The organism is Pseudomonas sp. C321 (genome assembly GCF_055407105.1).
Map to the genome: position 1 here is coordinate 224,075 of NZ_JBUZRB010000004.1, position 12,921 is coordinate 236,995.

The following is a 12,921-nucleotide window of genomic DNA, read 5'->3' on the forward strand; positions in this document are numbered from 1 at the left end:
ATCAATGCTGGCAAATAACCTCTTCCAGATGGTCCATGATGTCCACCGGCTTGAGCACCAGCACATCACTTTCCAGCGCATCCAGCACCACTTCCGCCGTATTGCCGATCAGCGCCCCGGAAATCCCGGTGCGAGCCACGGTGCCAATGATCGTCACCGCCGCCTGCAGTTTGTGGGCCATATGGGGGATCAGCACATCGGCCGGGCCTTCTTCGATATGCAGACGGTGGTTATCAATATCGAATTCCGCTTGAAACGCCTTGCACTGCTCGCGATAGCGAGCCTCGATGGTTTCCTTGAGCTGGAACACCGGGTCGGCCGCCGACAGCATGGGCGAGGGATGGGCGCTGATCACATGCAGTTGGGCCTTGGCCAGGCTGGCGATATCGAAGCCGTGATCGATGATGGCGGCGTGCAGGGTCTTGTGCTCGCCGTCGATGTTGCCGACGTCAATCGCCGCCAGAATGACTTCGCCGGTCCATGGCCGGTTGTGCTTGACCAGTAATACCGGGGCTGGGCAGTAGCGCAGCAGCTTCCAGTCCGCGGGGGTCAGCAAGGCTTTTTTCAGCGGGCTGTCGGGAAAATGCTGCTTGATCACCAGGCCACAGCCTTCGGCCTGCTGCACATTGATGATGGTTTCGTGCAGGCTTTCATTCCACGCCTGTTCGGTGGTGACGCTGTAGCCATCCTCCTGAAGGCCGGACTTGAGCAGGCTCAACAGCGCTGAATGCTCATGTTTCTTGTCGCACACCAGCAAATGCAGATGCGCGTCGGTCACCCCGGCGATCAGCTTGGCGCGCTTGAGTGCCAGGCTTTCCGAATGCTCGGGCTCGATAACCACCAAAATGCTGCGAATGGCTTGCATGATCGGGATCTCCAGGGAAGGGAAGCAGTGAGTAAGGGCCGAGGCTTGCAACAACTATAGTTGCTGCTCGCCAGGCGTCATGTTGATGTACATCAAGCCCCGTGACTGGTGGTCTGCGGCGCGGTCGGTATAATCGGCGCCTTTCGCTGTGAACCCTTACTTGTGAGCCAAATGTTCCTGACCCTTGCCGTTGTGCCGGAAGTGACCCGATGAACCTGCCGCAAATTCATGAGTTTCTCGGCTGCCGCACGCCAGACGGCTGGGTTCAGGCCGCGCTGGCAGATCAGGAAACCCTGCTGATCGACCACAAGAATTGCGAGTTCAAGGCTGCCAGCACCGCCTTGAGCCTGATCGCCAAGTATCACTCCCACGTTGACCTGATCAGCCTCATGTCGCGCCTGGCCCGGGAAGAACTGGTGCACCACGAGCAAGTCATGCGCCTGATGAAAAAGCGCAAGATCGAGCTGCGCCAGCTGTCCGCCGGGCGTTATGCCTCGGGCCTGCGCAAGGTGGTGCGTAACCATGAGCCGGTGAAACTGGTGGATACCCTGGTGGTCGGCGCCTTTATCGAGGCCCGCAGTTGCGAGCGTTTCGAAGCGCTGGTGCCGCATTTGGACGAAGAACTCGGCAAGTTCTACTTCGGATTGCTGAAAAGCGAGGCCCGGCACTTTCAGGGTTATCTGAAGCTGGCTTATCAGTACGGCGATGCCAAGGACATTGCCCAGGTCATCGACCGGGTACGGGCTGCCGAGCAGGAGTTGATCGAGTCACCGGACATCGAGTTCCGGTTTCACAGCGGTGTGCCTGCCTGAAACTGCGTAAACCAACCCACCTATCAAGACGGTGATCCCGGCCAGCAGCAGGATCACCGTCTGCGTGCCCAGCGGCGCCGCCAGCAGCGCGATCAATAACCCGGCCAAAGGCTGGGACAGATTGTTGAGCAAGGTCAAGACTCCCACTGTCTTGCCAAAGTCCCGAGCGGGGATCACCCGTTGGCGGATGCTGCGGATGTACACGTTGAACATCTTGTCGAAACCGGTGATCAGCAGAAACCCTGCGGTGTAAGCCCAGATATTCGGGCTCAGCGCGGTGATCAGCGCCCCCACGGCAATCATCGTATATGACAGGCTCCCGAGGACTTTCAACGGCAAGGTCGCCCGGGCCAGAAAAAACAGAATGGCTATCGTCACCACAGCACCTGCTGCCTGCAAGCCGGCGTAGGTATCCTTGCCGGCTGCATATTGACCGATCACCATGGCCGCTGAGGTCGCCAGGGTCACGCCGATGATCAGGTTGACGCCAACGGCCAGGGCGATGATTTTTTTCAGTTCCGTCAGGTTGCGGATATGACCGAAGGCGATGCGCAGCGGTTGCAGCCAGATATCGTTGTGTTGCTCGAAGGTTTCCAGGTTCACGGTGGTGCTGCGCTGCCAGATCAGCATCGCCAGGTCGGCCAGCAGGAACACCCCGGCAATCCCCAGCACCACCCAGTGCCAGGCCCAAACTTGCAGCATCAGCGCGGCCACCAGCGGGCCCAGTACCAGGCCGCTCTGGTCGGCAATTTGCGAGTAGGAGAGGGTCTTGGCGTAGGTGTACTGCTTGAAGATATGCGGCATCAGCACCTCACGGGCCATGATGCCTTGGGTGGTCAACACCCCGCACAGAGCCGAGAGGCCGACGATCCAGTAGATGCCGTCGAACATCCCGTACAACACCACTGCCACCACACAGGCCGCGGCGCGGTAGACCTGGCTGATATGCAGGATGCGCACCGGGGAAAACCTGTCGCACAATGCGCCGCACACCGGGAATGACAAATAGCGCGGCAGCGATTCGACAAAGAACGCCAGCCCGGCCCAGGACACACTGTTGGTGGTCTGGAACACAATCAGCGGCACGATGAACAGCAAAATCTGATCTGCCAGCCGCGACAGGAACAGCGAAATGAAGAACGCCAAGTAATCCTTGCGCATAAAACTCCCTGTAAGTTGCCAGCCACGCTCTGACAAAAAATGTCCCGTTAAAGATTGCGGGCTATTTGTTAAAAACTCTTAAAAGCATGAAGCTTCTTCGAAAACCGCTGCTCAATGATGGCAACGTGCTCTTGTTGGCAATCATTGCCACCTATAATACGCACCTTCAATCTGCGTTCGCATACTGGGAATTTATGGAAAATCTGGGTCTTGGCAAGGTCTTGCTCGTTGAGGATGATCAGAAGCTGGCAGGGCTGATCGCGCATTTCCTCTCCCAGCATGGTTTCGAGGTGCTGGCGGTGCACCGTGGCGACGAGGCATTGGCAGCCTTCCTTGAGTTCAAGCCCAAGATCGTCGTGCTCGACCTGATGCTGCCGGGCCAAAGCGGCCTGCATGTATGCCGCGAGATTCGCAATGTGGCCGACACTCCCATCGTGATCCTCACTGCCAAGGAGGACGACCTGGACCATATCCTTGGCCTTGAATCCGGCGCCGACGACTACGTGATCAAACCCATCAAGCCGCCCGTGCTGCTGGCACGCCTGCGCGCCCTGCAGCGGCGCCAGGTGCCGGAGCCGACGGTGCGCGGCGCCCTGGCGTTTGGCCAACTGGCCATTGATCGTAGTTGCCGTGGGGTGAGCCTGGGCGGTGAGAAGATCGACCTGACTACCATGGAATTCGAACTGCTATGGCTGCTGGCCAGCGCCGCCGGGAAAATCCTCTCCAGGGACGACATCCTCAACCGCATGCGCGGGATTGCCTTTGATGGGCTCAACCGCAGCGTCGACGTCTATATCAGCAAGCTGCGCGGCAAGCTCAACGACAACCCCAGGGAGCCGGTATGCATCAAGACCATCTGGGGCAAGGGCTATCTTTTCAACCCGTTTGCCTGGGAGATCTAGATGCTACGGCTGTTTCTGCGTCTGTATGTGATCCTGGCCCTGGGGCTGGCCGGGGCGATCTGGCTGGTGAATTTCACCTTCGATGAATTACTGCCCGAAGCCAACGAAACATATAACCGCGAAGCCATGCGCGGCCCGGCCTATGCCTTGGTGGAGCAATTGCGACCACTGCTCGGAGAGGCCCGCGATGCCCGCCTGGCTGAACTGCAACCCCATTACGGCTTACGCCTGGCGTTAATGCAGCGTGATGCCGCAGGGCTGACCGAGCGCGAGCAAAAATTGCTGGCTGACGGCCAGTTGGTGGTGCGCGGCGATTTCATGGAATTCGTGGCCGATATCGATGCTGGCCGGCAACTGCTCAATATCAAGCTGCCAGAAGAGCCAAGGTGGCTGTACTTGTGGGCCTATTCGTTGCTTGGCCTGTGCCTGGCGGTGGTCCTGTATTTTTGGGTCCGGCCCCATTGGCGCGACCTGGAGCATATTCGCCTGGCTGCCCAGCGTTTTGGTGACAACGACTTGGGTTCGCGAATCCTGTTGCCACGCCGTTCCACCGTGCGTGAGCTGGCCGGGCACTTCAACCAGATGGCCGAGCGCATTGAAAGCCTGATCGCCAACCAGCGCGAGTTGACCAACGCTGTCTCCCACGAGCTGCGTACACCGATTGCGCGCTTGTCCTTTGAGCTCGACCAGCTCAAGCAGGAAGCCGATCCAAGGCAGAGCCGCGCGTTGATCAACGACATGTACGCCGACCTAGGCGAGCTGGAAGAGATGGTCTCGGAGCTGTTGACCTACGCCAGCCTGGAGCGGGGCGCGACGCAGATCACCCGGGAAAGCATTGAGGCCCACAGTTGGCTCGACAGTGTGATTGGCAGCGTGGCCCTTGAAGCAGAGGCGGCGGGGGTGCAGTTGTTGTTGCGCACCTGTGAAGTCGACTATATCCGCATCGAGCCGCGCTTTATGGCGAGGGCGGTGATCAACCTGTTGCGCAACGCCATTCGGTATGCCGATCGGCGGGTCGAGGTGTCGTTGGTCAAGTTTGGCGCGGGCTATGAAGTGCGGGTCAATGACGATGGCCCCGGCGTTCCGATGGAAGGCCGCGCGAAGATTTTCGAACCCTTCCTGCGCCTGGATGCCAGTCGTGATCGTCGCACCGGTGGCTTTGGTTTGGGCTTGGCGCTGGTGCGGCGAGTTTGTCAGTGGCACGGAGGGCAGGTCGAGGTGCTGGATTCGGAGTGGGGTGGGGCCTCGTTTCGGATGACCTGGGCGTATGCGGAGTAGGCCGACATGCCGCCGGTGCGGGTACAGAAAATCCCGCATTGGGTAAAGCAATAGGCGATGGCCATGGAGCCGACCGCGGTGATTACCCACGAGAGCATCGACACCGCGCCCAACTGCGCCATGCTGGCCGGCAACATGATAATGCCCGAGCCCATCTTCTTGCTCGGATCGGCCATCGGGAACTCCTTGTTCTGGTATCAGGTCCGGGTGAAGTAGCCCGGTCAGGCCATCGCCTGCGCCTGAATCCGCAACTCCCCGTCCACATCCTTGACCAACCCACTGGCCAAAAACAGCGCCAGCAAGCGTTTGTGCAACTGCGGCTCGACAAAGTCCTTCACCGTGTCCAGCGCCAGGTTGCCGCTGCCGGGCAGCTCGGTCTTGGTATAGGACAGCCAGGCTTTTTTCAGCATTAACAGGACATCGCTGCCAGCGGTGGAGGCGAAGCGGCGGTTGGCCTGTTGGCCTTGCAGATTGAAGGTGTGCTGGAATTCATAACCGGTCTCGTCGCCCGCGCTGGCCACGCAGCGCACGCACGTGCAGGGGCCATCGCCAAAGGCGGCGAGCAGATAGGTATTGAAGTCCACGACGGGCTTGAGCGCCAGGCGCTTATCGACTTCGAACAGGTCCCCGGTCATTTTTTCGTCAGTGCTCAACGTCCATTTCCTTACAGGTCTACGGCTGGTTTTTTAGGAGCGCGGCACAATACCAGCCGGATGGAGTGTGCGGGTGTTTTTTGCCAAGGGACGACCCGTAAGCCCTAATGCCGGTAAGTTAAGAGATAAAACGGGCAACTCATAACCTGTGGCGAGTGGGCTTGCCCGCGTTGGGCCGCGCAGCGGCCCTAAAACCAATCACTGCGGTATTTCTGAAGATCACAGCGACCGGCCAGGGAGTGCTTCGCACTCCAGCGCGGGCAAGCCCGCTCGCCACAAGGTAATGTTAGGCGCGCCATCTCCTTAACTTATCGGCATTACCCGCAAGCCCTGCCTTTTATGAATAAAAATAGATTCAGATATTCTTTTCTGGACTTGGGGGGTGTTCCCGTTTCGATCTAAATCATTGATATATAGGCACAAGCTCGTATCGTTGTAGCTCTCACACAACACCAATACGAGCTTGCAATGCCCCGATTACTGCTCAGTGATGAGCACTGGTCGAAGCTGAGGGAAGTTCTGCTGCACAAGGTCATCTACAACAAGCGTGATCTACGGATGACCGTCGAAGGCATGCTGTATCGCATGCGCACAGGATGCCCCAGGCGAGACTTGCCCGAGGCATTCGGAAGCTGGAGCAAAGTCTACAAGCGTTTCAATGCCTGGTCTGCGTCAGGTAAGCTCGCAGCCAACCTCTATGGCTTCAACCTGACAGGTCGCATGCTTAGCGTACGATTTTTTCCGTTTTCTCTATCGCCCCCTTGAAGGCTCTCCGTGCAGCCAAACACTTTGCCCACCGACAGAGGTAACGCAATGATTCGACTTCTCTATATCAGCCATGCCGCCCCCACAATATCGAATGAACAAGTACAGGACATCCTGCTGTCCTCGCGCCAAAATAATCCGGCCAGCAGTATCACTGGCATCCTGATCCACGGTGGAGGACTGTTCATGCAAGTTTTAGAAGGGCAGGAACAGGATGTGCTCCGGCAATATGTGAAGATTCTAGATGATCCCAGGCACAGTGGTGCACGGATTCTTTATATTTCGCCGGCGAACAATCGGATCTTTGAGAAGTGGTCGATGGGGGGCGTCGAGAGCGATCCCTTGCAATTTCAATATATCTCCAAATTGCGCGCCCGCCGTCTAGAGGTCATCGATGCAAGTACATTCACGGAGACGATGCGCGAGTTTGCACAGATGCTGGGAGACGCGAAGTAGGGTTTGACCAGAAACCCCTGCTTAGGATGACCTGTGGTCAATGCCTAGGGGGTGTTCCAGATTCGATCTAAATCATTGATGTATAAGAACAAACTCGTATCGTTGTAGCTCTCACACAACGCCAATACGAGCTTGCAATGCCCCGATTACTGCTCAGTGATGAGCACTGGTCGAAGCTGCGGGAAATTCTGCTGCACAAGGCCATCTACAACAAGCGTGATCTACGGATGACCGTCGAAGGCATGCTGTATCGCATGCGCACAGGATGCCCCTGGCGAGACTTGCCCGAGGCATTCGGAAGCAGGAGCAAAGTCTACAAGCGTTTCAATGCCTGGTCTGCGTCAGGTAAGTGGCTCAAGGTTTTTCAGGCGCTGGTGACTGAACCGGACATGGAATGGGTTTTCATCGATGGCAGCTATGCCAAGGCCCACCAGCACAGTGCAGGTGCTGCCAGTGCCAAGGATGAGGCAATAGGGAAAAGCCGAGCAGGCAACACCAGCAAGATCCACTTGGCTGTAGATGCCTGCGGGCTACCAGTCGTATTTGAAATCACTGGGGGCCAGATCAACGACTGCACACAGGCGCCTGCGTTGATTGCCAAGGTTCCCACTGCAGAAACGATCATTGCGGACAAAGGTTATGACAGTGAGGCCGTATGTGAACAGGTTGAACAACAAGGTGCCAAAGCAGTGATTCCGAGGAAACGCAACTCCGTGAAAGGCAATGCGGATCTGGATAAAGGGCTTTACCGCAACCGGCACCTGGTAGGAAACGCCTTTGCCCGGCTGAAGCACTATCGAGCAGTCGCATCGCGTTTCGACAAATTCAAGAGAAATTACGAAAGCGTGTTGGCTATGGCTTGTGCCTTCCTCTGGCTACCCATGTGAAACGGGAACAGACCCTAGCAATCACCGCTACGCTCGCTGCCATTCTTCATGTCGCGGCAGATTCCTCATGACACTCAAACGTTCCACCTTGGCCCTGGCGGCGAGGGCAGTTGAGCCCATGCCTGGTCATTAGCGGAAGAACTCTCCCGGCGTCGCATCAAACTGCTGGCGGAAAGCCGCAATAAACGCCGAAGTCGACTCGTACCCACACGCCAGTGCCACATCGGTCACCCGCTCACCCTGTTCCAGCGCGGGCAGGGCGCTCAGCAGCCGTAACCGCTGGCGCCACGCCCGAAACGTCAAACCGGTATCTCTCAAAAACAATCGACTCAGGGTTTTCTCGCTGACTCCCAGCTTCTGGCTCCACTGCCCCAGAGTGGTCTGCTGTTCCGGGTGCAGATTCAAGCTGCGGTAGATCTGCCGCAGACGACCGTCAAGGGGCAATGGCAACATCAAGTCCACCTGGGGCGCAGCGGCCAACTGGTCCAGCACCACCTGGGCCAGCCGCCCGTGCGGACCATCCTCGGCATACTCCACCGGCAACTCGCTGAAGCTGCGGATCAATTCGCGCAACAAACTGCTCACCGCCAGCACCTGGCAACGCTCGGCCGCCCAGGCGGTGACGCTGCAATCGAGGTACAGGCTGCGCATCTCGGTATGGGGCGAACTGAACACCCGGTGCGGCATCCCGGCCGGTATCCACACCGCCCGTTGCGGCGGCGCGACAAAGCGCCCGGCGCTGGTCTGGATCTCCAGCACCCCGCAAATCGCGTAGGACAACTGCACCCACGGATGACTATGGCGGTGGGTCAGGGCGCGGTTGGGCAGGGATTCGGTGCGGCCATACACCGGCCGTGGCAGGCTGGAAAGCCCAGGCACGCTGCGGCGGACGGTTTTTTCATGTCCTTTAGGCGGCATTTACTGGCTCATTGGCGTTAGTCGGTAACAAGCCGTTACGTTAGAGTCGCTTCGATGCTCTTGGCAACCCCTGGAAGATCCTGCTTATGACCCGCCCACGCTTTTTGCCTGACAACTTCACCCTGACGCTGATAGGCACGGTGATCCTCGCCTCGCTGCTGCCCGTCAGCGGCCAGGCTGGCGTGGCCTTCGGCTGGCTGACCAACGGGGCCATCGCTCTGTTGTTTTTCCTCCACGGCGCCAAGCTGTCGCAACAGGCCATCGTCGCCGGGGCCGGCCACTGGCGCCTGCACCTGCTGGTGTTCAGCCTGACGTTCGTGCTGTTCCCGCTGTTGGGCCTGGCACTCAAGCCGCTGCTGTCGCCAATGATCGGCAAAGACTTGTACATGGGCATGCTCTACCTGTGTGCGTTGCCGGCCACCGTGCAGTCGGCGATTGCCTTCACGTCCCTGGCCCGGGGCAATATCCCGGCGGCGATTTGCAGTGCGGCGGCGTCCAGCCTGTTCGGCATCTTTCTTACGCCGTTGCTGGTGGCGTTGTTGCTCAATGTCCACGGCGAAGGCAGTTCCACCGTCGATGCCATCCTCAAGATCAGTGTGCAGTTGTTGCTGCCCTTTGTAGCCGGGCAAATCGCCCGCCGCTGGATCGGCGCCTGGGTGGCGCGTAATAAAGCCTGGTTGAAGTTCGTCGACCAGGGTTCGATCCTGCTGGTGGTCTATGGCGCATTCAGCGAAGCGGTCAACGAAGGTATCTGGCACCAGATTCCGCTGTGGGAACTGGGTGGCCTGGTCGTCGCTTGCTGTGTGTTGCTGGCGCTGGTGCTGGTAGCGTCCACGGTGCTGGGCAAGGCGTTCGGCTTTAATCAGGAAGACCGCATTACTATCCTGTTCTGCGGCTCGAAGAAAAGCCTGGCCACTGGCGTGCCGATGGCCCAGGTGCTGTTCGCCGGCAGCACCATAGGCGTGCTGATCCTGCCGTTGATGCTGTTTCATCAGATCCAGTTGATGGTCTGCGCGGCCCTGGCCCAGCGTTATGCCAAGCGGCCGGAGACAATCGCGGAGTTAATGGGGCAAGTGGACCCCTGAACCATCGTGTTACTATTTTTGCGCGCTGCTCAAGGGCTGGCATCGGGCCGGCAAGATATGCGCGCAACGAGTACGACGACCTGTAAATGAGCCTTTCTTCAACAACACCTCAAGCCAACTGGCAACCGGTCATCGCCCTCGCGCTGGCGGCCTTTGTCTTCAATACCACCGAATTCGTCCCAGTCGGCCTGCTCAGTGCCATCGGCGCCAGCTTCGACCTGCCCACCGCGCGCGTTGGCTTGATGCTCACCATTTATGCCTGGGTGGTGTCCCTGACTTCGCTGCCGGTGATGTTGCTGACCCGCAACGTCGAGCGGCGCAAGCTGTTGATCGTGCTGTTCGGCATGTTTATCGTCAGCCATATCCTTTCCAGCGTGGCCACCAGCTTTGGCCTGCTGATGGTCAGTCGCATCGGCATTGCGCTGTCCCATGCGTTGTTCTGGTCCATTACCGCGTCCCTTGCGGTGCGCCTGGCGCCGGAGGGCAAGCAGGTCCAGGCGTTGGGGCTGCTGGCAACTGGCACGTCATTGGCGATGGTGCTGGGTATTCCGCTGGGACGCTTGCTGGGCGAAGCCATGGGGTGGCGCACCACCTTCCTGGTGATCGCCGCGTTCGCTGCCGCCCTGGTGTTCTGGCTGGCGCGAACCTTGCCACTGCTGCCCAGCCAGAACTCGGGTTCCCTGCGCAGCCTGCCGATGCTGTTCAAGCGCCCGGCGCTGGTGGCGCTCTATGTGCTGACGGCCCTGGTGGTGACCGCCCAGTTCACCGCCTACAGCTACATCGAACCCTTCGTCGAAGGCGTCGCTGGCCTGAGTGGCAATTCAGTGACGCTAATCCTGCTGGTATTCGGCGGCGCGGGCATCATTGGCTCGCTGCTGTTCAGCCTGGTGCACCGCCTCAATCCCTACCGTTTTCTTATCGCGGCCGTGACCGTGCTCGCCTTGTGCCTGGCCTTGTTGCTGCCGTTGAGCGGCGAGGTCTCGTACCTGGTGACGCTGAGTGTGTTCTGGGGCATGGCGATCATGGCTTTCGGCCTGGCGCTGCAATCCAAGGTTCTGGTGCTGGCGCCGGATGCCACCGATGTGGCGATGGCGATGTTTTCCGGGATCTACAACATCGGCATCGGCGGCGGGGCATTGCTGGGGAGTTGGGTGGGCGTGCAGTTTGGCTTCGCCTATATCGGCGCGGTGGGGGGATTGCTGGCGGCAGTGGCGCTGGGGTTTTACTGCCTGGTGATCTACCGGTTTGGCCAGGGTATGGCTCGTGGGTAGAACCTGATCTGATCCGAGTGGATCGCTAGAGTCTGGAGAGTCAACTCTAATAGCGTAGACGTGATGCTATTAAGTTGACGCCAGTTTTTTATCCTTTTAGTATCGCGGCCCAATGATGGCACCGTGATATCTCGAAGGATTGAATCATGTTCTCCCGCCGCCTCTTCATGAGGTTGTGTTTTTGCCTTGTTGTCCTGGGCTTGAACGCTTTTTCCCCCGTGCTTGCCGCCACCCCTGGCGTGCAGGACTTGATTCGTGATCGTCAGGATCGTCTCCTCGAAGAACAGCGCAAGCGCCTGGACGAGTTGCGCAACCTGCCCGGCAAGGACACGGTCCCGGGGGCTCCACCGGCGGCTGAAGACACCCGTTGCTTCCCGATCAACAGCATTGAAGTGAAGGGCGCGGACAGCCTCTCCACGAGTGAGCGCGAGCGCCTGATTCGCCCCTATGTCGGCCAATGCCTGGGCGTGCAGCAGCTCAATGCCTTGCTCAAAGTCATCACCGACCACTACTTGGCCAAGGGCCTCGTCACCAGTCGTGCCTATTTACCCCAGCAGGACTTGTCCCGCCAGCATCTGGATATCCAGGTGGTTGAAGGCCGCCTGGAAGGTATCAGCAGCGACGCCGGCAGCGGCTTGTCACGACGTGAATTGGTCATGGCCTTTCCCGGTACCACCGGTGAGCTGCTCAACCTGCGGGACATCGAGCAGATGGTGGACCAGCTCAACCGCTTGCCCTCCAACCAGGCACAAATGGAATTGACCCCCGGCACCGCCGTCGGTGGCAGCACGGTGCTGGTCAAGAACGCTGCGCAAAAGCCTTGGCGCGCCAGTCTCTCGCGCAATAACGAAGGCCAGAAAGCCACCGGCGAACAGCAATGGGGCACCACCCTGGATTGGGACAACCCGTTGGGCCTGGCAGACCAGTTGATGCTGCGCGGCGGTCACGATGCAGTCAGCGATCACCTCCGCACGTCCCACAACGAGATGTTCTATTACAACCTGCCCTGGGGCTGGTGGAACGTCAGCTACAGCTACAGCCAGAGCGCCTACCGCTCCCAGGCCCAGGCCAATGGTTTCAATTTCAAGCAGACCGGTGACACCCAGAACCATCAACTTCGGGTAGAGCGGGTCATCCATCGCGACGCGGTGAGCAAGACCTCTCTCAATACAGGCCTGGCCTACCTGCGCACCAACAACTACATCGAAGACAGCAAGCTGGCCCTGAGCAGCAACCGCTTGAGCGAAGCGCAGTTCGGCATCAACCATGGCCGGCGGATCGGCAGCGCGTTCGTCAACCTCGACCTGGGGATGCAGAACGGTATTGGTGCCTTCGATGCGCAAAGCAATCACGACCTCAAACCCGGTCAGCCCGACGTCAGTTACCGCAAATACACCGCCACCCTGAGCTATCTGCAGCCGTTCAAGTTGTGGGGCGAGTCACTGAGCTTCAGTAGCCTGATGACCGGCCAGCGCAGCGAAGACCCTCTGTTCAGTCCGCAACGCCTGAGCCTGGGCGGCCTGTCGTCGATTCGCGGATATAAAGATCAGTCGCTGACCGGCGACAGCGGCGGTTACTGGCGCAACGACTTGCGTTGGAACCGCCCGGTGACCCTGCCGTGGCTGCAACCGGTGCTGGCCGAATACGGCGCCAGCATCGGCTACGACCAGGGCGTGATTCGTGGCGATCGCTACAACTTCGAACAACACGGCCGCGTCTCCAGCAACTCTCTGGAACTGTTCGCCCGGGGCAAGCACGTCAACGCCAGCGTGACCTTTGCCCATTCCCTGGAACGCCCCAACGCCATCACCGACCGCGAAAGCCCGATCTATTTCCGGATGGATTTCTTCCTCTAATTGCCGCTACTG

At 59.1% G+C, this 12,921-nt stretch carries 13 protein-coding genes and 2 pseudogenes; 10 read left to right on the top strand and 5 right to left on the bottom strand.

The features are described 5' to 3' along the window. Position 1 precedes the first annotated feature (1 nt). Positions 2-865 carry a universal stress protein gene (locus ACZRJ6_RS13770; RefSeq protein WP_463968732.1) on the bottom strand — a complete coding sequence of 288 codons (864 nt, stop codon included), beginning with the start codon at positions 863-865 and terminating at the stop codon, positions 2-4. Positions 866-1,074: 209 nt separating this feature from the next. Here ACZRJ6_RS13770 and ACZRJ6_RS13775 point away from each other — a divergent pair, with 209 nt between their 5' ends. Continuing rightward, positions 1,075-1,677: a tRNA isopentenyl-2-thiomethyl-A-37 hydroxylase MiaE gene (locus ACZRJ6_RS13775; RefSeq protein WP_133101037.1), complete on the top strand. Its 603-nt coding sequence runs from the start codon at positions 1,075-1,077 to the stop codon at positions 1,675-1,677. On the opposite strand, the gene ACZRJ6_RS13780 is transcribed toward ACZRJ6_RS13775, so the two are convergent. After that, positions 1,633-2,838, bottom strand: a complete 1,206-nt coding sequence (locus ACZRJ6_RS13780; protein WP_463968731.1) for an MFS transporter — start codon at positions 2,836-2,838, stop codon at positions 1,633-1,635. The two genes, ACZRJ6_RS13775 and ACZRJ6_RS13780, sit on opposite strands and share 45 nt — an antisense overlap. Before the next feature lie 194 nt (positions 2,839-3,032). Between ACZRJ6_RS13780 and ACZRJ6_RS13785 the strand changes: the two genes are divergently transcribed. Then, entirely contained in the window at positions 3,033-3,740 is a 708-nt protein-coding gene (locus ACZRJ6_RS13785) for a response regulator (RefSeq protein ID WP_463968730.1), read from the top strand. Continuing rightward, positions 3,741-5,018, top strand: coding sequence for an ATP-binding protein (locus ACZRJ6_RS13790; protein WP_463968729.1), 1,278 nt, complete (start codon positions 3,741-3,743; stop codon positions 5,016-5,018). Here the strand turns inward: ACZRJ6_RS13790 and ACZRJ6_RS13795 are convergent. Next, a pseudogene (locus tag ACZRJ6_RS13795) lies at positions 5,003-5,155 on the bottom strand (putrescine-ornithine antiporter); the annotation flags it as partial. The gene ACZRJ6_RS13790 and the pseudogene ACZRJ6_RS13795 overlap by 16 nt on opposite strands. Here ACZRJ6_RS13795 and ACZRJ6_RS13800 point away from each other — a divergent pair. Further along, on the top strand, positions 5,082-5,234 hold the full coding sequence (locus tag ACZRJ6_RS13800) for a hypothetical protein (protein ID WP_463968893.1): 153 nt from the start codon (positions 5,082-5,084) through the stop codon (positions 5,232-5,234). The pseudogene ACZRJ6_RS13795 and the gene ACZRJ6_RS13800 overlap by 74 nt on opposite strands. Before the next feature lie 5 nt (positions 5,235-5,239). On the opposite strand, the gene ACZRJ6_RS13805 is transcribed toward ACZRJ6_RS13800, so the two are convergent. Beyond that, positions 5,240-5,671 (bottom strand): hypothetical protein, encoded by a 432-nt coding sequence (locus ACZRJ6_RS13805; protein WP_463968728.1) that lies wholly within the window; start codon positions 5,669-5,671, stop codon positions 5,240-5,242. 468 nt (positions 5,672-6,139) lie between these two features. On the opposite strand from ACZRJ6_RS13805, the pseudogene ACZRJ6_RS13810 reads away from it, so the two are divergent. From ACZRJ6_RS13810 to ACZRJ6_RS13820, 3 genes and pseudogenes are all read left to right on the top strand, one after another. Continuing rightward, positions 6,140-6,352 (top strand): annotated as a pseudogene (locus tag ACZRJ6_RS13810) (transposase); the annotation flags it as partial. 132 nt (positions 6,353-6,484) lie between these two features. Further along, positions 6,485-6,892 (top strand): BLUF domain-containing protein, encoded by a 408-nt coding sequence (locus tag ACZRJ6_RS13815; protein WP_463968727.1) that lies wholly within the window; start codon positions 6,485-6,487, stop codon positions 6,890-6,892. Positions 6,893-7,029: 137 nt separating this feature from the next. After that, positions 7,030-7,779: an IS5 family transposase gene (locus ACZRJ6_RS13820; protein ID WP_463968726.1), complete on the top strand. Its 750-nt coding sequence runs from the start codon at positions 7,030-7,032 to the stop codon at positions 7,777-7,779. 129 nt (positions 7,780-7,908) lie between these two features. Here ACZRJ6_RS13820 and ACZRJ6_RS13825 read toward each other — a convergent pair whose 3' ends face one another. Continuing rightward, positions 7,909-8,697, bottom strand: a complete 789-nt coding sequence (locus ACZRJ6_RS13825) for an AraC family transcriptional regulator (protein ID WP_463968725.1) — start codon at positions 8,695-8,697, stop codon at positions 7,909-7,911. Between the two features lie 86 nt (positions 8,698-8,783). On the opposite strand from ACZRJ6_RS13825, the gene ACZRJ6_RS13830 reads away from it, so the two are divergent. The 3 genes from ACZRJ6_RS13830 (at position 8,784) to ACZRJ6_RS13840 (ending at position 12,909) form a co-directional block, all read left to right on the top strand. Beyond that, on the top strand, positions 8,784-9,782 hold the full coding sequence (locus ACZRJ6_RS13830; RefSeq protein WP_463968724.1) for a bile acid:sodium symporter family protein: 999 nt from the start codon (positions 8,784-8,786) through the stop codon (positions 9,780-9,782). A gap of 86 nt (positions 9,783-9,868) precedes the next feature. Next, positions 9,869-11,053, top strand: a complete 1,185-nt coding sequence (locus ACZRJ6_RS13835) for a sugar transporter (RefSeq protein ID WP_463968723.1) — start codon at positions 9,869-9,871, stop codon at positions 11,051-11,053. A 146-nt stretch (positions 11,054-11,199) separates the two neighbouring features. Further along, positions 11,200-12,909, top strand: a complete 1,710-nt coding sequence (locus ACZRJ6_RS13840) for a ShlB/FhaC/HecB family hemolysin secretion/activation protein (RefSeq protein ID WP_463968722.1) — start codon at positions 11,200-11,202, stop codon at positions 12,907-12,909. Positions 12,910-12,921 lie beyond the last annotated feature (12 nt).